Origin of the sequence: Marinobacter sp. tcs-11 (genome assembly GCF_002049515.1) — a bacterium.
Classification (GTDB): Bacteria; Pseudomonadota; Gammaproteobacteria; order Pseudomonadales; family Oleiphilaceae; genus Marinobacter; species Marinobacter nauticus.
The window spans coordinates 51,849-72,517 of sequence record NZ_LLYU01000017.1; the positions used below are offsets into that span (position 1 = coordinate 51,849).

The window sequence follows — 20,669 nt, forward strand, 5'->3', positions numbered from 1 at the left end:
ATGATCTCCTCGTGGTTTCTCAGCGGTGATCTATACCAAAGATCACTTGGTTGCCGGGCTGCGCGACACAAACCGCGAGCCGGATTTGAGGGCGAGTCTAACAGAAAAAAACCCGGCAGCAACGCCGGGTTTTTACGGAGCCGAAGCCAATCAGGCCGGCTGGGGTTGAGCATCCTCCCGCGCCTTGCGCCTGAGCTGTCCGAAAGCGACCAGGCCCAACAGTAACAGTGCCGGGATAAACATCAACTCTTTTGGTGGCCGCTCCAGCTCAATCTGGACTGCATCAATGGTCCAGCCAAACTGGATACCGGCATCTTCCGCAGCACTGCCAAAGTTGACGAAATCCACCACCAGATCACCGCCCTGCTCTGACACTTCCAGGCCTGCACCCGCCAGGCGCTCCTGCGCGGTTTCACCTCCAGGGATCTCAAGCTCGACGTAGGTGGTGACATCACTGCCATCCAGCGCCATGCCTGACACCTTCAGCACCACCTCACCATCAGCAGGCACATCCGCCACGTATTCCATAACGGCGGTCCCCGGCCGTTCTTCGTTCGGCGGATAGATCATGTCCCACCAGAAACCGGGCCGGAACATGGTGAAGGTAATCAGCAACAACAACAGGGTTTCCCACTTCCGGCTCCGGGTGAACCAGAAGCCCTGAGTTGCCGCCGAGAACACCAGCATGGCCGTGACGGCACTGAACACCGTTACCAGCAGATCAAACCAGCCAGTCAGGCCAATCAACAACAGCTGCGTATTGAAGATGAACATGAACGGCAGGATGGCGGTTCGAATATCGTAGGTAAAACCCTGGACACCCGTTCGGATCGGGTCTGCCCCTGAGATTGCGGCCGCCGCGTAGGCGGCCAACCCCACGGGCGGCGTATCATCCGCCAGTATCCCGAAATAGAACACGAACAGGTGCACCGCAATCAGCGGAACGATCAGGCCATTCTGGGCCCCCAGGGTTACGATAACCGGAGCCATCAAGGTGGAAACCACAATGTAGTTGGCGGTTGTCGGCAACCCCATGCCCAGAATCAGACTGATCACAGCGGTGAAGATGAGCATCAGCAGCAGATTCCCTCCAGACAGGAATTCCACGAATTGGGTCATCACCAGGCCGATACCGGTCAGCGTCACTGTACCAACTACGATGCCGGCTGTTGCTGTCGCAACGCCGATACCCACCATGTTCCTGGCGCCGGTCGCCAGCGAATGGAACAAGTCACTGATGCCGCCGGTGAATTCAGACATCAATCCGCCATGCTTGCGGAAAAATGCCTTCAGCGGCCGCTGGGTAATAACGATAAAGATCATGAACAAGGTTGCCCAGAAGGCAGACAGCTGGGGCGAAAAGCGTTCAACCGTCAGACACCAGACCAGCACCACCACCGGCAGCAGATAATAGAGTCCGGTTTTAACGGTGGGGCCTACCTCTGGCAACTCGTTCATTTCTTTGTCGGGATCGTCTTCCTCCAGCTCCGGGAAGCGGGTGGCATAACCTACCAGGCCGACATAAATCATCACCAGAATCGGCCCAAGCACCCAGGGCGCGGCCTCACCCAACACCCCTTTGGTCCAGCCAACCCCGTAATAAACCGCGAAGGTTAGTACGATCAGGCCAATCAGAATGACCACCCAGTTCAGCATGCGCTGGGCCAGGGTTGGACGATTCAGCCGCTCTACCCCTTCCATCTTCAGCTTGCAGGCTTCCAGATGGACGATGTAAATCAGGGCAACATAGGAAATCAGTGCCGGCAGAATGGCGTGCTTGATCACCTCGAGATAGGAAATCCCCACGTACTCGACCATCAGGAAGGCCGCGGCCCCCATGATGGGCGGGGTAAGCTGGCCGTTGGTGGACGCAGCCACTTCAACCGCGCCGGCTTTGGTAGCCGGGAAACCGACCCGTTTCATCAGGGGAATGGTGAAGGTACCGGTGGTCACCACATTGGCGATGGAGGAGCCGGAAATCACCCCACTCAGACCACTGGAAACCACCGCCGCCTTGGCCGGGCCTCCGCGCATATGCCCCAGCATGGCGTAAGCCACCTTGATAAAGTAGTTACCGGCTCCCGCCCGCTCAAGCAAGGCACCGAACAACACAAACAGGAAAACAAAGCTGGTAGATACCCCAAGAGCAACCCCGAATACCCCCTCGGTTCCGAGCCATTGGTGGGAAGCCAGCTTGTTCAGGCTCACGCCTTTATGAGAAATCACATCCGGCATGTAAGGGCCGGCCAGTGAATAGGCAATAAAAACCGCCGCAACAACAGTCAGCGGGAGCCCAAGGGCCCTCCGGGTAGCTTCCAGCAGCAATACCAGGCCACCCAACGCCACCCAGAGATCCATGGTGGTTGGTGCCCCCGGCCTCTGCGAAAGAGCATCATAAAAAACATAAAGATAGGAAGCCGCAAACGCAGCAGCCAAAGCCAGTACCCAGTCGTATAGGGGGACCTTGTTGGCATGCACCCCCTTGATCATCGGGAATGCCGAGAAAGCGAGAAACACCGCAAACGCCAGGTGAATTGACCGCGCTTCGGTGGAGTTGAATATTCCGAAATTCAGAATGAACGGCAGGGGTGATGCAATCCAGAGCTGGAACAACGACCAGCACACCGGAACGATGAACAGGATAACCGCTGCAGGCCCGGTCAGCGCCCGGCCTCCGGTTTCGGTCTGCAATACCTGTTCTACCTTGCTGGCATCAACTCCCGCCCCGGTACCGGGGTCATTCTTTGCCATAGAATGTTCCTGTGATGGGAAATAACCTTACTGAATCAACAGAGCGGGCCTCAGCCCGCTCTGTTGATATTCCTGGCCGATCAGTCGATCAGGCCAGCCTCGCGATAGTACTTGGCCGCGCCCGGGTGCAGCGGCGCACTCAGGGCATCAGAGACCATTTCTTCTTTCTTCAGGTTGCCGAAGGCAGGGTGCAGACGCTTGAAGCTGTCGAAGTTCTCGAACACGGCCTTGACCACTTCGTACACGACATCTTCCGGAACGTCAGTTGAGGAAACGAACGTAGCAGCCACACCGAAGGTAGTTACATCTTCGTCGGAACCACGGTACATACCACCCGGAATCACTGCCTTACGGTAGTAGGGGTTTTCCTTGATCAACGCTTCCGTCGCCTTGTTGTCAACGGCAACAATTACACTGTCACAGGACGTGGTGGCTTCCTTGATGGCACCGGAGGGGTGGCCAACGGTGTAGAAGAAAGCGTCAATGTTGCCATCGCACAGCGCCTGGGACTGCTCGGCAGCCTTGATCTCAGCCGCCAGCGAGAACTTATCCATGGTCCAGCCCATTTCATCCATCAGCACTTCTGCTGTGGCGCGTTGGCCAGAACCCGGATTACCCACAGACACGCGCTTGCCTTCCAGGTCTTCAAAGGTCTTGATGCCGGAACCTTTGCTGGCAACCACGGTGAACGGCTCAGGGTGCAGCGAGAAGACCGCACGCAGCTTCTCGTTTTTGCCCGCATCTTCAAACTGGCTGGTGCCATTGTAGGCGTGGTATTGCCAGTCGGACTGGGCAACAGCCAGATCCAGCTCGCCCTGGCGAATGGCGTTCAGGTTGTAAACGGAGCCACCGGTACTCTCAACCGAGCAACGGATACCATGCTCCTTGCGATCCATATTCACCAGGCGACAGATAGCGCCACCCGCCGGATAATAAACGCCGGTAACACCACCGGTACCGATGGTCACGAAGCGCTGTTCCTGCGCGGAAACCGCAGAGGACGCGGCACCCAGGCTCACGGCGGCTGCAACGGCAAAAGCGGACGCTTTGAGTTTCAGTGTCATGTGTGCTCTTCCTTTTCTTGATAGTTATAGTCGATTACCCGCACGGGTATACGGGCAAACATCCGGTTCGTTCTAGAACATAGAACACTTCTGGCCATAAATAAAGGAAGGATTAGCACGCTAACCAGCTGACCTATCAACAAAAAAGCCCGCACAGGCGGGCTTTTTTGCTGGTTCAGGGCGATTTTCAGGACTTCGCAGCCCGTGCTTTCGCCAGCATCTTGTCCGGGCGAAGCAGGAATCTCGCCAGGGCCGGCAGCAGCCAGATTGCCCCTACCATGTTCCACAGGAACATGAAGAACAGCAGGAAGCCCATGTCCGCCTGGAACTTTATCGGAGAGAATATCCAGGTCACAACACCAAGACCCAGAGTCACACCGGTAAAGATAACCGCCTTACCGGTGGAGCGCAGGGTTTCATAGTACGCCTCCTGCAGCGTCTTGCCCTCCAGCAGGAACTTTTCAAGTTTGCTGTAGATATAGATACCGTAGTCCACACCGATACCCACACCCAACGCAATCACCGGCAGCGTGGCCACCTTGATGCCGATACCGGACACCGCCATGATCGCCTCACACAGGATGGAGGTCAGGCCCAGCGGAATCACAATACAGGCCACAGCCCTGATGGAGCGGAAGGTCAGGAAGCAGAGCAAACTCACTACGCCATACACCAGCAGCAACATCATGTCCTTGGCGTTCGAGATCACCTCGTTAGTCGCCGCTTCGATACCGGCGTTACCAGCTGCCAGCAGGAAGGTATGCTCCTCGTTGCTGTTGGCATCGGCGAACTGTTCGACCCGCTCGACTACCGTTTCCAGAGTTTCCGCCTTGTGATCTTCCAGGAACACCAGAACCGGCGTGAGGCTGCAGTTGGTATTAATCAAACCTGCCGGCGCGTCACGAATGGAGGCATTGATGATGGTCTGGTTGCGGGAAATCTCGTACCACTTCCAGTTACCCTCGTTCAGAGCCTTGGTAACCAGCTTGGAGACATCAGCCAGGGAGGCGGAGCTCTGCACACCCGGAGTGTTCTGCAGCTCCCACTGCAGACTGTCCATGGCCCGGAGTACGTTGTACTGGGTACATTGTTCTTCCGGGGTCTTCACCATCACCACAAGCACGTCTGCACTGGTGGAATAATTGTTGATGATGTAGGCGTTATCCTTGTTATAGCGGGAATCCGGGCGCAATTCGGGCGCACCCTGGTCCAGGTCACCCACTTTCAGGTCCTGCTTGTAGTACATGCCCAGCCCCAGGCCGATCACCGCGATCAGCAGGGAAATCGGCGCAACCCCCGGATGGGAGAAGTAGGACATGACCCGCCACTTGCGGTCCTGCTTTTCACCATGATTCTGAACATGCTGAACACCGCCTTTGGAGATGCCGATGTAAGACATGATCAGAACGTGCAGCACCAGGTTGGTAATGATGACGAACGCCACACCCAGACCGGCCGCCACAGCCAGATCACGAATAACGTCGATTTCGATAAACACCAGCGTGAGGAAGCCGACAGCGTCAGAAATCAACGCCAGCATGCCCGGAATATAAAGAGCCCGGAACGCCAGACGAGCTGAGGTGACGGCATCGAAACCCTTGGCCGACTCAACCGCCATGGCATTAACGATCTGAACCCCATGACTGATACCGATCGCGAACACCAGAAACGGCACCAGTACCGAGTATGGATCCAGGCCATAGCCCAGCAGCCGCAGGGCCCCCAACTGCCAGAACACGGCAATGATTGAGGTAAAGATCGGCACCAGGGTTCCGGCGATGCAGCGGGAATACCAGAACAGCAGCAGCGTGGTCAGCAGAATGGTAATGCCGGCAAACCAGGCAATGGAGCCGATACCTTCAATCAGGTCACCGACTTTCTTGGCGAAACCAACAATGTGAATATTGACGTTCGGATTCTGTGCTTCGTACTTCTCCCGGATCTTCTCTTCCAGCTCACGGGAGAATGCTGCGTAATCCAGAGCCTCACCAGTTTCCGGATTTTTCTCATACAGGGGAGCATACACAATCGTGGACTTGAAGTTGTCTGATATCAGACGGCCCACTTCGTTCGAACGCAATACGTTCTGGCGCAACTGCTCCAGGCTCTCCCGGGAGCCATCGTAGCCATCCGGAATAACCGTACCGCCCTGGAAGCCCTGCTCGGTAACCTCTACCCAGCGAACGTTCGATGTCCACAAGGTTTTCAGGCCGGAACGGTCCACCCCATTCAGATAGAACACCTCATCGGTGATCTGCTTGAGGGTTTCCATGTATTCGGCAGTAAAGATGTCGCCTTCTTCCACGGCAACCGCAATCCGGACAAAGTTACCCAGGTTGTCCAGGTCGTCCCGGTGATCCAGCATATTGACGATGTACGGATGTTCCAGCGGAATCATCCGCTCAAAACTGGCATCCGGCTGAATTTTGATGGCGTTGTAGCCAAGAAACAGCGTCAGCACAAAAAAGGCGACCAGGATCAGCGCCCGGTTGTTGAAAAGTAAACGCTCAAGGAACGGTTCCGCCTTGGGCGTTGTCAGGTAATGTTCACCCCTGTCATGCATCGGGTCAGACATTAAAAAACCCCTCTATCCATTAATCCGTTGATGCCACACCAGGGCGTTAATTCAGGTTCCGGCCGCGAGCGTCGGTAATCTCAACACCGCCTTCGCCGACCAGCAATAGATTGGTTCCCGGCAATGGAACCACACCCATGACACCTTCCCGGTCATTGCGGAAGTAGGGGCGGAAGCTTTCACCATTGTTGGTGCTCATCAGCACTGCGCCGCCATTTCCCACCAGGGTAATGCGTCCATCCTCGGCCACCGCCGCGTTATTCAGGGTGGCGCCGCCCTCATTGGGCACCATGGTCCAGCTACGGCCAAGATCGGTCGACAGCAGAGTGTTGCCCCGCAAGCCGAACGCCAGCACCTCGTTCACCCGTCCGGTTCCGGTGACGCCAAACAGGGAGCCATCGTATGGGCTTTCCCGCTTCTCCCAGGATTCGCCGCCGTCAACAGAAACGTGAATCTGACCAGCTTCACCGACCACCACCAGCGCACCACCCGCTACCTCGGCGATGCTGTTGTAGTGGAAGTTGGTTGGGTTATCGAGTTTCGGCGCCCAGTCTTCCCAGGTCTGCCCACCATCCTGGGTTCGCAGAATCATGCCATAGGCACCCACCACAAAACCGTGGTTCTCGTCTTCGAACCAGACATCAAGGAACGGGTTAACCGGCCCGATTTCCATATCTGCCTGGGTGTTTTCGAGGGCGAAGAACAGATCGTCAAGCGCCCACTCCAGGTCAGCCTTCTCTTCTTCCGGAGCCTGTTCAATGCGCTCTTCCAGCTCAGCAATCTGGTCTTCCTTGCTGGCAATCACCAGCTCGGCGGCCTGAATACCATCGAGCTGCAGCTCCCAGGTCTCCCCGGAATCGCTGGAATGCAGCACAACACCGCTGTGGCCAACCACCCAGCCATGCTGCTCGGTGCCAAAATCAACGGCGGTCAACGTGACCGCCACCGGCACCTCGGCCTGCGTCCACGACTGGCCCTGATCGTCGGAATAGATTACGTGCCCACGCTCACCCACTGACACGATTCGATCGCCTGCGCGGGTTGCGTCGGTCAGTAGTGACTGGGGAGCCAGTTCTGTTGGCCTCGCCGGTGTCTCGATAATATCCGCGAGTGCAAATGCCGCTGGAGCTGCCAGTGCCATAGAGAGGCCAAGGCAGGCAGTTCCCAGTGTCTCGCACATGAACCTTTTAGCCATTCAGATTGCCTTTACGTTGGTTAAATCCTGATGCGCCTGCTGCACGACTGGCAGCAGCCTTCGCAAACAAACCGGCAGCCCCCTGGGCCGCCGGTCGACATCCTGCTTGTGGCCTCGGGCGCCGGATCAAACCGGCGCCGAAGCCTCAGCGTACGCTTCGCCTGCGCAAAGAAGCTGGCGAGAAGTACCGTGTGTTTGGTACATCATTGGTAAATACACGGGTATTCGGCTCTTCGGTATCCAGACCCAACACGTGATATCGACGGGCCTGGAGATCGTGATACACATCAAGCACCGTCCAAACTCCCGGCAACTCGTAGTAGTTCTTGGGAATACCCATGGTCACACGCCAGAGATTGCCGCGACCGTCATACTGGTCGAGCAATACGGTGTTCCAGCTGTCTTCATCCACATAGAAGCGACGCTTACCATAGATGTGACGCTCACCTTCCTTGAGGGTCGCTTCGACCACGTGCACGCGGTGCAGCTCCCAGCGGGTCAGATCAGGATTGAGGTGGGACATACCCAGAATTTCAGAGTAAGGCGTTCCCTTCTCACCGATTCGGTAATTGTTGTAGGGAATGTAGATTTCCCGAACACCTTCGTAATCCCAGTTATAGCGGTCCATGGCACCATTGAAGATATCGGTGTCATCAGCGGTACGCAGGTTATCAGAGGCCGCAATCGGTGAGTCGTAGCCCAGGTTCGGAGCACGGCGGACACGACGTTGACCAGCGTTATAGCCCCAGCCATTGCGCGGATTGATGATCTGGTTCAGGGTTTCGTGAATCAGAATGGCGCCACCGGCAAGACGGGGTGGCGACTGAGTGAACGACAGATAGTAGAAGATCACGTTGTCCAGATCTTCTTCACCACCCTCAGGGTTGTAGAAGTTGAAGAACGCTTCCTGCTGAGAGGTCACCAGGCTGTAGTCGCCGTTGGTCTGAACCGCCACCTCACTGGAGCGCCGGGTGACAGACACACCGCGCCAACGGGTCAGGTGGTTCCAGATTACCTGCCAGGCCTTTTCTTCGTTATTGCCGTGAAGAATCGGGAAAGGATAGCCACCAAAGGCACCCTCAATACCCTCTGCCTCACCCACAATCTCGGCATTCACCGCGTTCTTACGGGTGTTTTCAGCCACCCATTCGGGCACCGCGTGGGTGCGCCGGGACTGATACACGGGTATGCGGAAGGTGGTCGGGTAGGTTTCCAGCATCGCCCGGACGCCATCGGTCAGATACTCGCTGTACTGATCCATGTTGGAGGCTGTTATGGTAAACAGCACTTCGTCGTCGGGGAATGGATTGATATGGTGCTGCCCGCTGCCTTCGTATCCAGCCGGCGGCTCCGTCAGGCCGCCATCCCACGCCGGAATGGTGCCGGCATCGTTACCGGCCTTGGGTGAACCGAACGGGGTGAGATCCTGGCCAAGGCGCGCTGCCTCGGATGAAGACACTGCCGCCTGAAGTGGCGAAGCAGCAAAGGACAGAGCCAGCAACCCGCCAAACAAAACGTTTTTGTTGTATCTCATTGTGCAACCTTAAATCCGTCTGGAAGCCTCTGTGGGCCTTTTTGTTATCGTCTGATGCAATCGCAGACTTTCTGACAGATTAGCCGATCCGGCAACATTGTCTATCGACCGAAAGTGCGATTTTGTATCCGGCTGTGACGACGGCTTTACAATCACAGCCAGACAAAGGGCCCCACGGCATCAGTCGCGGGGCCAGGCTCCGGCGTCAGTCTGCCAGGCTCTTGTGTACTACTTCATACACGTCTCGGGACAACTCGGCTTTATCGCGAATCCGCTCCAGTGCCGATTTCATCTGTTTGCTATACCCGGGAGCGAACTTCCGCCAACGGGTCAGCGGTGCCACCAGTCGCGCCGCAATCTGAGGATTGCTGTCATCCAGTCGGCATACCTGCTCGGCAAGGAATTCATACCCGCTGCCGTCAGGATTGTGGAATGCCGCCAGGTTCTGGGCCGCAAAGGCACCCACGACAGAGCGCACCTTGTTCGGATTCTTCCAGTCAAACGCCGGGTGGTCGAGCAACTGCCGTATCTGCGGCAGTTGACCTGCACGATCGCTGGAGGCCTGCACCGAGAACCACAGCTCCACCACTTGCGGGTCGTCACTGAATCGCTTGTAAAAGGCTTCCAGAGCCTGTGTACGATCTTCCGCGAAATCAGAATTCACCAACGCTCGCAGTGCGCCGAGCCGATCCGTCATGTTATCAGCGCCCCGGAACTGCTCTTTGGCCAGCGCCAGCGCTTCCTGATCACCAATATGCAGCAACCAGCCCAGCGCGGTGTTACGGAGACTGCGGCGGGCAATGGCCTCAGGCGTCAGCTGGTAATCGCCCTGCCCGGCGTTGCGCCGATAACAGGCCATGAGTTCATCCCGAAGGCCTTCAGCCAAATAACCAAGCACCTTTTCACGGGCCTGGTGAATGGCAGCAACATCAGCCTGCTCCGCCAGCTCAATGAGATAGGCCTCTGACGGCAACTGCAGCATCTTTGCCATCAGAGCCTGATCCAGCTCGCTGTCCTGCAGCAACGACCGATAAGCATCCACCAGGCGCGGCTCCACCCCGGCAGACTCCGGAGCCCCCACCAGAGACTGAATAACGTCCACGGCCAGGCGCTGACCTGCGTCCCAGCGGTTAAAACCGTCCGGATCATGGCTCATCAGGAACAGTAGTTGCTCCCGCGTCCAGGGGTAGTGCACCCGCACGGGGGCAGAAAAATCTCTCAGCAGGGATGGCACCGGGCGCTCCGACAGGCCCTCAAACTCAAAGCAGTGTTCCTCCTGGCTCAGCTCCAGCACCCGCTCCAGAGGCGCTTCGCCACTCTCACCACTCAGCTTCAGGGGCAGAGGCTGCCCGTCGGCGCCCAGAAGGCCGAGCGCAAATGGAATATGCTGCGGCTTCTTGCCGGTCTGGCCTGGCGTGTCAGGAATACTCTGGCGCACGGTAAGCCGATAGATACCGCTCGACTCGTCGTACTCATCAGACACCGAAACCACCGGCGTGCCGGCCTGCTCATACCATAGCCGGAACTGGCCCAGGTCCCGCCCGGAGGCGTCTTCCATAGCGCGAACAAAATCATCGGTGGTGACCGCCTGCCCGTCATGGCGCTGGAAGTACAGATCGCTGCCCTTACGGAACATCTCGTCACCAAGGAGGTTGTGGATCATCCGAACCACTTCGGCACCCTTTTCGTAGATGGTCAGGGTATAGAAGTTGGAGATCTCCATGTAAGACGCCGGGCGCACCGGGTGGGCCATGGGGCCGGCATCCTCAGCAAACTGTGCTGTGCGCAGCAGGGTGGCATCCTCTATTCGTTTCACAGTCGGCGATCCCATATCGGCAGAGAACTGGGAATCCCGGAACACCGTAAAACCCTCTTTCAGGCTCAGCTGAAACCAGTCGCGGCAGGTTACCCGGTTGCCGGACCAGTTATGGAAGTATTCGTGGGCGACGATGGCCTCGATGCGCTGGAAGGCGGCGTCCGTAGCAGTCTCCTGACTGGCCAGGACACAGGAAGAGTTGAAAATATTCAGCCCTTTGTTCTCCATGGCGCCCATGTTGAAGTCGTCCACCGCCACGATCATGAAGATATCCAGGTCATACTCCCGCCCATAGACCTCTTCGTCCCAGCGCATGGAACGCTTGAGGGCATCCATCGCGAAATCACACTTCTTCGCGTTGCGGGGCTCGACATACATCCGCAGATCAATGTTGCGGCCGGAACAGGTGGTGAAGGTATCTTTTTTCTCCACCAGGTCTCCGGCTACCAGGGCAAAGAGGTAAGCCGGCTTGGGAAACGGATCTTCCCAGGTGACAAAATGGCGACCATTTTCCAGCTCGCCCTTATCCACCGGGTTACCATTGGAGAGCAGCACGGGATAGGCGCTTTTGTCTGCCTCGATACGGGTACGGAAGCGCGCCATGACATCCGGCCGGTCCGGATAGAAGGTAATGCAGCGAAATCCTTCCGCCTCGCACTGAGTGCAGAACATACCGGAGGACTTGTACAAACCTTCCAGCCGGGTGTTGTTCTGGGGCTCGATCCAGGTCACGACCTGCAGTTCAAATTGTTCGGGCACCGACGGCACAATCAGCGCATCGCCACAGTCTTCGAACTCATCGGAGCCGAGCGGTGAGCCATTCAGGGCAACCGATTCCAGTTTCAGACTATCGCCGTGCAGAAACAGAGGGGCAGCGCTCTCCGCGGAATCCGGGTTGCGGCGCACAGTCAGGGTACTGTGCACACGGGCGCCGTCTTCAAATAATTCAAAACGCAGATCCACCTGATCAACCAGATACGCAGGAACCTTGTATTCACTCAGGTAAATGGTTTGTGGCTGGTTGGTTCGCATTCATACTCTCCAGAGAAAAGACATGGCGGATTCAGTCAAGAACCCGGAACCGGACTTCATAGCCGGTAAATTTGCGGATATTGATTACACCGGTGTCGAGCATCAGATACTGGCCTTTGATACCTTCCAGCAAGCCCTCCATTTCCGGCGTTTTGTCCAGATTATGGGTTTTCACCTTGGCCGGCCATACCTGAACCGGATAACCCAGCCCAAGTGTGGCTTCGTCCACAATTCGTATGCTGTCCTCACCATGCTGCGCCCGCAATTGCGCCAGGTCGTCTGCGATCAAGTCCAACAGCCGCTCACGCTCTTGCACCAGATCCAGCTCCGGCACATCACCCTTTAGCATGGCTCGCCAGTTGGTGCGGTCAGCCACGTGGTTCTTGCACGCTACTTCTACCAGACCAGACAGGTAACGGCTGGCGACCCGCAGCATCGGTATCGCCGTTACCGCCCCCTGATCAATCCAGCGGGTCGGTACCTGGGTGGCCCGGGTTATACCCACTTTCAAGCCGCTGGAATTGGCCAGATACACGACATGTTCAACCATGCAGTTGGCCTCGCCCCACTCCGGCTCCCGGCAGGTACCCAGGTGATAGTGGCATTTTTCCGGGCTCATGATGCAGCTGTCGCAGGCGGCCAGCTTTCGGAAACACGGATAGCAGTAGCCCTGATTGAAACTCTTTTTGGTGGTGCGATCGCAATGAATACAGCGAATCACGCCATCAAAATTCAGCCGCACCTTATGACCAATAAGGTCATTCAGGGTAATGCGTTTGTCGCCCACGGCCAGGTTATAGGCCACCGGGTCGCCGGCCTCGGCCGGCATCTTACGAAGCCGACCGGTTACATCAATGGATTCGCTCAAACCTTGACCTCAACAAACTGATCGGGGTCCACATCGTTGTTGCCCTGGCGATCCTTGCGGAACTGCACAGACGGATCGCAAGCGGTACCGGCTTTCTCGCCACGGTCCAGGTATCCCACTCGCTGTTCTTCCGGGATGTTGTGCTTTTCTTCATAATAAATCACCGCTTCCAGGCTGATAGCGCGCTGCTCACGGGTCAGCGCGCGACCATCTGGCCATTTACCAAGCTCAATGGCCCGTTTCAGGTTGCGGTAAACCGTCGGGTCCAGCCGCTCAATCAGTTCTTCGTATGTCATTCCCGCCTCCTGAACGTTTCTTCATATAAAAAAATGCCAAGACCGTTTGACAATTAAAAATGATAACGATTATCATTAATTCACCAAATGACAACGGTCGTATCATTTGGTCTCTCTCATCAGGAGCTAAAAGCTCTTTTAACAGCCTCACCTTTTGGTGGGGCTTTTTTTTTGTTTCAGCCTCGGTATCGACGAGGAGGCATGATCGCCGCCATCGCCAACCCGGCCAGAAAGCCGCCCAGGTGTGCCTCATTGGCCATGCGACCCACGCCAATCATCTCCGGCACTGGCGTAAAGCCAATGATCATCCACACCAGCGCAAAGGTCACGAGTGCCGGCGGGAATTGGAAACGCGGCAGTCTTCGCTGGCTCAACCAGCAATAACCGAGGATGCCGTACACCACCCCCGAGAGCCCGCCGAACAGCGGGCCGGACACCAGATACTGTAGAAGATTGGACGCCAGACTGGTGGCCAGAAACAGTCCTACCAGCCGTGCCCGGCCGTCCATCCATTCGATCTGACTGCCCAGGAACCAGAGCATCACCGAGTTGAAGATGATATGGGTCCAGCTGAAATGCAGGAAATCCGGCGTCAGCAGCCTCCAGACCTGGCCTCCCGAAAGGGTCATAGAGAGCGCTTCCAGGCGCCCGGCCAGTGTGCTGAAGGTATCCCAACTGAACGGCCGGGGGTCGACAATCATCATAGCGGCGGCAAAATTGCTCTGCCCCATGCCGGTCAGCCATACCATCACCACGGCAACCACGATGACGCCAATGACAAAAGGAGCATGGCGGGGCGCCGGCTGCCAGCGGCCGCCAGGAGTGATCGGGGAAGACGACGGACTATCCAAAACTACCTCTCTGGTGTTAGCGGGCGACACTATCTTCGCTGGTCGGGTAATCGGGCTGCTCCGGCCGGTCAACATCAACCCAGACAAATTTGTCCGAAGAGAGCACTTTTTCCCCATCAAACCGATAGGCCACCAATTTGCCATACTTCACGGCGCTGAAATCAATACACGCCACATTGTGCTTGAGCGGAGCAGGGGCACCCTCCATCCAGTAATGCCCGACAAACACCGGCGGTGCGTCCAGTGGATAGGTAATCAGCTGCTTGCGCTCCTCCTCGCGCAAAGTCCTGCTGGCCACCTCCGGCGGCAGCGGGTCCGGCTGGAACACCACATCTGCATAGGTTTGCGGGTCGTCTGCCCAGAACTTGGTACGGAAGAACTGCCGGACGTAGCCATCCCGGCCCGTAATGGACATCCCTTCCGGCAGGCGCAGGTCAGTTCCGCGCAACAGGGTATCCATCACCTGCCCGGCAAAGGATTCGATGGCCGCCGAGGCGTGCAGGAAATCCTCGTCGATACAGGCGCCGCCCTGGCTCTGGCGGAACTGATCAATCAGGGTCTGATCCCAGCAGGCATGCACCACGCGGAAGCCATCCTCATCAATGAACAGCGGAATGCTATAAAACCACTCCAGAAATTCGTTCCATTCATGTGGATACGCATCAAACTGCTCAAGGGTTTCCTTGATCAGCCGATCGTGGCGGGCATTGTGTTCCCTCAGAAATTTCTTGCCGCTGCCTGGCCGTGCCCGGGTGCAGTAACCCAGTGCGTTGTACTCGTGGTTGCCCATGACAATTCGGGCAAAGCCGTGTTCCACCATGTCACGCACCAGGTGCAACGCTTCCCGGATTCTCGGCCCACGATCAATAATATCGCCGATAAAAATGGCCTGTCGGCTGGGGTGCTGGTAAATGCCGTTCCGCTTCCGATACCCCATCTGCTCCAGCAATCGCTCCAGGGTATGGGCGCAGCCGTGGATGTCACCAATAACGTCGTAGCCGCGATGTGCGGTTGTCTTGATTGCCGCCATGATCAACTCGCTGCTATTTCGCTTGCCCAGCCCAGCTTGTCCCGGCAGGTCGCGTAAAAATTGTGATCGGTGGGATGAATCATACGGATCTTGAATGGTTTTTTGGTGATTCTGATGATATCCCCCGGGGCACAGGCAATGTTCATCTGACCATCGAAGCTGACCTGTGGATAGGTCTCATTGGTTTCGCCGATCACCAGTTTGATCTCGCTTTTACCATCCACCACGATCGGCCGACTGCTCAGGGTGTGGGGGAACATGGGCACCAGCACCACCGCATCCAGCTTCGGATGCATAATCGGGCCACCAGCCGACAGGGAGTAGGCTGTAGAGCCGGTCGGCGTCGCCACAATCAAACCATCTGAACGCTGGCTGTAGACGAAATGACCGTCGATAAACAGATCAAAGCCAATCATGCGCGTGGATTTGCCCGGATGCAGAACCACATCGTTGAGTGCCGAGCCATACCCCAATGGCTGGCCATTGCGCTCAACGTGACCATCCAGCAAAAACCGGGACTCTTCGATGTAATCGCCCTCAAGAACCCGGGCCAGGCGCTCTTCAAGATCTGACGGCGAGATATCGGTCAGAAACCCCAGTCGGCCGCGGTTCACGCCAAGAATCGGAATCTTGGACTTGGCCAACTCCCTGGCGGCGCCCAGCAGGCTACCATCGCCCCCGACCACGATCACCAGATCACAGATCTCACCCAGGAGCTTCTTGCTGGCCACCTGCAGACCATGGCCCGGAATCATGGTGGAAGTGTCTTCCTCGATGATCACATGGTAATTGTTGGCGGTAAGGTACTGCTTGAGCTGCCGTAAAGATTCCACCACCTTGACGCTACCCATGCGCCCGACGATGCCGATATTCCTGAACTGGTCCATGAAGTGTCCCGTGGTCTCTGAATGAAACAGGAAACAGTTTAACGAAACTCGGGCCGATTCTGAAAAAAGATACCGATCAGGCCTTGTGCTGGTCGCAGCGATCGTCCTGTCCGGGCTCGAATTCGGCAGGCTGGGTCACGCGCATGATGGGCTCGCCACAGGCTTTGCCTTCGTCATCAACATGTTTGCATACGGGGTGTTCATAGTGGGCAAGCCATTCCCGATAGGCTGGCTCATTCATGCCACAGCGCTCTGCGGCATAGGCCAGTGGGTTCCCGAAGTAAGTGTCGATGTCTTCGTAGGGCAAAGTAATATGCCCGACACCGGGGTGGTAGGCCACCAGGAATACCGCCTGGGTGCGCAGCTGCTCCAGCAGGGAATCTTCCGGAGGCTGGCGATGGCGGAGTTCATGGTTCTCCTGCTCCAGCGCCACAATCTTGTCGTCGCGCAATTCCAGCTCCCGCTGTTTGCGCTCCAACTGTTCCCGCAACAACACCGTCTCGGCATTGGCGTTAGCATCTTCCCTGCCCTGTTCGGCACTGCCCTCCGCCATTTTCTCCTGCATGGTGAGGTATTGCTCATTGCGCTGGGACAGGCGTTTTTTCAACTGTTCGTTGGTCAGTTTCAGGCGCTCGTATCGCTGTTCCAGGTCCGCCAGCTCACTGCGCAGCCCCTGCATTTCATTGCGATGCTCACGCTGAAGGTCAGCCAGTGAATCCCGATGGACGCTCTGGAGCGTCTTGATTCTGAGCCGTTGCTCGCGGAGGACCTGAGCCAGACGCGCGCGGTCACGGCTACCATCGTCACTATTCGATTGCGGGGTCGGGGCAGTGAGTACCGGGATATTCTCTTCTTCGGGCTCGATCTTCTGAAAACGGAGAGTATTGGCGTCAACCGCCTTGCGAATGGCCTGAAAATGGTTGTTTCCGGGGGTCATGTCCGGGTCCCAGAGTTCATTGGCAAACTCCGGATCCGGACACTGACTACGACACACCAGCCTGATAGGGCCGCCCCCCATGTTGGGGCCTTTCGCGCCCTGCTCTGCCAGCGCTTCAATGGGGACATTCCAGTGGCTGTCTGCGCGCCCCTCCTCATCAAACCAGATGCGGAAGAACACCAGAGAACGCACATTCAGATCGGTGCTGAGATTGACGAGAACCGCCCGGACATCAGTCTCGGCCAGGTCTGACAGACCAACATAGCCATCCAGGAAAGCGCCAAATTCCGACAGTCTCATCTGCCGGGCAACCTGGCTACCGTCCATAAAAAATACCGCCGAATAACCTTCAGCGGCCTGGCTGGCATTTACCATCAACCTTCTCCGTGCCCCGGGAATCTCAGTTCCGGACGCTCGCCAGCGCCCTTTGGTTCCAATTCAAACACTTTCCGACATAGTCTAGCCAGACAAGTGCCGAAGCACAGAGAAAAACTGCAACGATTTGTGATCAAATCTCCGCAGCGAGCCGGCTACCCTGGTTAATGGCCCGCTTGGCATCCAGCTCCGCCGCCACATCGGCGCCACCAATCAGGTGTACCGGAATGCCCGCTGCCTCAACACCGGCCTGCAGTTCGCGAAGCGGCTCCTGACCCGCACACACAATGATGGTATCCACCGGCAGGATCTTGTCCTCACCCTGCTCTGCGCCTTTCGGCGTAACCGTGATATGCAGACCTTCATCGTCGATCTTGCGATAAGTCACCCCCGGCACCATCTGAACATGGCGATTCTTCAGCGAGGTTCTGTGAATCCAGCCTGTGGTCTTGCCCAGATTCTTGCCCACTTTGGAGGCCTTACGCTGCAGCAGATAGACCTCGCGAGCCGGTGCCGGCACTTCCGCCGTAACGCCCTGGATACCGCCGCGATGCTCTACCGACAGGTCCACGCCCCACTCCTTCATGAAGTGTTCGGTATTCAGAGAGGGAGAATCGCCCTTGTGGACAATAAACTCGGACACATCAAAACCGATACCACCGGCACCGATCACCGCCACTCGCTGGCCCACCGGCTTGCGCTCCAACAGGGCGTCGAGGTAACCGATAACGTTCGGGCGATCAATGCCCTCGATATCCGGAGTGCGGGGTTCCACACCAGTAGCCAGAACCACTTCATCGAAACCACCCGCTTTGAGTTCCTCGGCGGAAACCCGGGTATTCAGACGTACATCGACCCCGGTCTTGTCGAGCATTTTCCGGAAATAACGCAGGGTTTCGTAGAATTCCTCCTTGCCCGGAATACGCTTGGCCACGTTGAACTGGCCACCGACTTCGCTGCCGGCATCAAACAGGGTCACTTTGTGACCACGCTCCGCGGCCACGGTGGAAAACGCCAGGCCCGCAGGGCCGGCACCGACTACCGCGATGGACTTGGGCTGCGCCGCTTTAACGTAAGCCAGCTCGGTTTCATGGCAGGCCCGCGGGTTGACCAGGCAGGAGGTCAGCTTGCCGCTGAAGGTATGATCCAGACAAGCCTGGTTACAGCCGATGCAGGTGTTGATCTCGTCGGCACGATCCTGCTCCGCCTTCAGCACCAGCTCAGCATCGGCCAGGAACGGCCGGGCCATGGAGACCATGTCGGCATCGCCGTCCGCCAGGACTTTCTCGGCGACATCCGGCATGTTAATCCGGTTGGTGGTCACCAGGGGAATGCTGACCTCGCCCTTCAGGCGCGCTGTTACCTTGGTAAATGCGGCCCGGGGCACCGAGGTGGCAATGGTCGGAACACGGGCTTCGTGCCAACCGATACCGGTGTTGATAATGGTGGCTCCGGCTTTCTCGATTTCCTTGGCCAGGTGAACCACTTCTTCCCAGGTGCTGCCGTCTTCAATCAGGTCCAGCATGGACAACCGGTAGACGATAATAAAGTTCTCACCCACCCGCTCACGGACCCGGCGCACAATCTCCAGCGGCAGACGGATACGGTTCTCGTAGCTGCCGCCCCACTGGTCGGTGCGGTGGTTGGTGTGAGCGACGATAAACTGGTTGATGAAGTAACCTTCAGAACCCATGATCTCGACGCCGTCATAGCCGGCCCGCTGCGCGAGAGCGGCGCAATTCACGTAATCGTCGATCTGCTTCTGGATACCGGCTTCGTCCAGCTCCCTGGGTTTGAAAGGGTTGATGGGCGCCTGAATAGCAGAGGGCGCCACCAGCTCCGGAGAGTAGGCGTAGCGGCCAGCATGCAGAATCTGCATACAGATCTTGCCACCTTCGTCGTGAACCGCCTTGGTGATGACCTTGTGCTTGTCGGACTCTTCCTCGGTATTCATCTTGGCCGCATGCTGGAATACCGCACCTTCCGTATTCGGGCCTATACCACCAGTCACGATAAGACCAACGCCTCCACGGGCGCGCTCAGCGTAGAAAGCAGCCAGGCGCTCAAAACCGTTTTTCACTTCCTCAAGACCGGTGTGCATGGACCCCATCAGGGTACGGTTGCGTAACGTGGTAAAGCCCAGATCAAGAGGCTTCAGAAGATTCGGGTATTTGCTCTCGCCGGAAGCAGTGGTCATGAAATTCTCCTCATCTGATCAGGTATCGGGACATCCGCCCATTTGTTATGGGCATAACACTACCGACCCTGCTCTGCGCCAACAATATCAAAAAATAACATTTGATTATCCCTGAACAACATCAATAATAGGCCCATGATCAAATCCCGAACGCCGGCCCGGAATGCTCTGGGCGATATCAGCCTGCTCTATGTCTCCGTGCTACTGCGGGCCGTTGCTGCCGAAGGTGGAGATGCGGAACAGCTGAAAGCACGGTTCCATCTGAGCGCTCCGGAACAGGCGGCTGTCGATGCCCGTATCAGCATCCCCAGATTCATGCGACTGGGCCACGCCGCTATCAATGCCACGGGGAATACGGCGCTGGGGCTGCGCATGGGGGCGCTGTCACGCCCGGTCGACGCCGGCATGGCGGGGCTCGCCGCCGAAACCGCCGGGACAGTCGCCGGGGCACTTGAATTGCTGGTGCGATATTCACTCCTCACCAGTCATAATTCCCGCGGGGCTCCCAGCTTTCAGCGCGCAATGAAAACCGTGAGCTTCTATTCCATTCGCCCCTACAACCAATACAACTATTTTGTCGTGGATTCTGTGCTGGCCGCCTGGACCCAACTGATTCGACACATGACCGGCCGCTACGATGTACTGGAGCGTGTCCGGATTGAGTACCCATCCATTGGTCAGGACGACCTGTTCGAGAGCTGGTTCCGATGCCCCGTGGAATTCGGGGCTCCGGCAAACGATATCCGGATCAAGGACACAATCTGGGAGCTGGTACCGGCGCAGGCGCAGAGAGGCATGAATGAGAAACTGGTGAGCCTGTGCGAACAGGAACTGCAGCGAATCCAGCGAGGGTGGAGAATTACCGATCGCGCCCGCCATCACATGGCGCCATTACTGGTGGGTGGCAAGGTGTCGGTGGACGTTCTGGCCGCAAAAATGGGCCTGACGCCCTGGACACTGCAACGACAGCTGGCCGAAGAAGGCAGTGGATTCCGGCAATTACTGGACACTACCCGCCAACAACTGGCCTGGGATTACTTGAAGGAAACCGACAGCTCGCTGGCAGAAATTGCCTGGCTGCTCGGCTTTGCCAACCCTCCGGCATTTCACAAGGCATACCAGCGATGGCATGGCATCAGCCCGGGCGAACATCGAAAGATTCTGAGGATCAAGAAAAACTGAGAAGATTTCAGGGGAGGTAAAAAATGGCGGAGCGGACGGGACTCGAACCCGCGACCCCCGGCGTGACAGGCCGGTATTC

General features: G+C 57.2%; 14 protein-coding genes. 1 reads left to right on the plus strand and 13 read right to left on the minus strand.

The genetic code is table 11. From position 1 onward, the window contains the following. Positions 1-150 precede the first annotated feature (150 nt). The 13 genes from ARC85_RS15595 to ARC85_RS15655 form a co-directional block, all read right to left on the minus strand. A complete protein-coding gene (locus tag ARC85_RS15595) occupies positions 151-2,751 on the minus strand; it encodes a TRAP transporter permease (protein WP_286715367.1) in 2,601 nt (866 codons plus the stop codon). A gap of 80 nt (positions 2,752-2,831) precedes the next feature. After that, a complete protein-coding gene (locus ARC85_RS15600; RefSeq protein ID WP_011785536.1) occupies positions 2,832-3,815 on the minus strand; it encodes a TAXI family TRAP transporter solute-binding subunit in 984 nt (327 codons plus the stop codon). Positions 3,816-4,002: 187 nt separating this feature from the next. Continuing rightward, a complete protein-coding gene (locus ARC85_RS15605; RefSeq protein ID WP_011785537.1) occupies positions 4,003-6,390 on the minus strand; it encodes an efflux RND transporter permease subunit in 2,388 nt (795 codons plus the stop codon). A 46-nt stretch (positions 6,391-6,436) separates the two neighbouring features. After that, positions 6,437-7,585 carry a WD40/YVTN/BNR-like repeat-containing protein gene (locus ARC85_RS15610; protein WP_011785538.1) on the minus strand — a complete coding sequence of 383 codons (1,149 nt, stop codon included), beginning with the start codon at positions 7,583-7,585 and terminating at the stop codon, positions 6,437-6,439. 145 nt (positions 7,586-7,730) lie between these two features. After that, a complete protein-coding gene (locus ARC85_RS15615) occupies positions 7,731-9,119 on the minus strand; it encodes a DUF1329 domain-containing protein (RefSeq protein ID WP_011785539.1) in 1,389 nt (462 codons plus the stop codon). A 205-nt stretch (positions 9,120-9,324) separates the two neighbouring features. Next, a complete protein-coding gene (gene pepN / locus ARC85_RS15620) occupies positions 9,325-11,967 on the minus strand; it encodes an aminopeptidase N (RefSeq protein WP_286715369.1) in 2,643 nt (880 codons plus the stop codon). A 31-nt stretch (positions 11,968-11,998) separates the two neighbouring features. Continuing rightward, positions 11,999-12,835, minus strand: coding sequence for a DUF2797 domain-containing protein (locus tag ARC85_RS15625; protein WP_286715371.1), 837 nt, complete (start codon positions 12,833-12,835; stop codon positions 11,999-12,001). After that, positions 12,832-13,131, minus strand: coding sequence for a YeaC family protein (locus ARC85_RS15630; RefSeq protein WP_121206950.1), 300 nt, complete (start codon positions 13,129-13,131; stop codon positions 12,832-12,834). Before ARC85_RS15630 ends, ARC85_RS15625 begins: the two co-directional genes overlap by 4 nt. A 176-nt stretch (positions 13,132-13,307) precedes the next feature. Further along, complete coding sequence (locus ARC85_RS15635) at positions 13,308-13,982, minus strand: rhomboid family intramembrane serine protease (protein WP_170155414.1); 675 nt, start codon at positions 13,980-13,982, stop codon at positions 13,308-13,310. A 16-nt stretch (positions 13,983-13,998) separates the two neighbouring features. After that, entirely contained in the window at positions 13,999-15,012 is a 1,014-nt protein-coding gene (locus ARC85_RS15640; RefSeq protein ID WP_011785544.1) for a metallophosphoesterase, read from the minus strand. Positions 15,013-15,014: 2 nt separating this feature from the next. Next, complete coding sequence (locus tag ARC85_RS15645) at positions 15,015-15,899, minus strand: NAD(+) kinase (protein ID WP_286715373.1); 885 nt, start codon at positions 15,897-15,899, stop codon at positions 15,015-15,017. 76 nt (positions 15,900-15,975) lie between these two features. Then, positions 15,976-17,211, minus strand: coding sequence for a DNA repair protein (locus ARC85_RS15650; RefSeq protein ID WP_153741381.1), 1,236 nt, complete (start codon positions 17,209-17,211; stop codon positions 15,976-15,978). Positions 17,212-17,344: 133 nt separating this feature from the next. Beyond that, complete coding sequence (locus tag ARC85_RS15655) at positions 17,345-19,408, minus strand: NADPH-dependent 2,4-dienoyl-CoA reductase (protein WP_011785547.1); 2,064 nt, start codon at positions 19,406-19,408, stop codon at positions 17,345-17,347. Positions 19,409-19,543: 135 nt separating this feature from the next. On the opposite strand from ARC85_RS15655, the gene ARC85_RS15660 reads away from it, so the two are divergent. Continuing rightward, positions 19,544-20,590 (plus strand): AraC family transcriptional regulator, encoded by a 1,047-nt coding sequence (locus tag ARC85_RS15660; RefSeq protein ID WP_226611028.1) that lies wholly within the window; start codon positions 19,544-19,546, stop codon positions 20,588-20,590. The last annotated feature ends 79 nt before the right edge of the window (positions 20,591-20,669 follow it).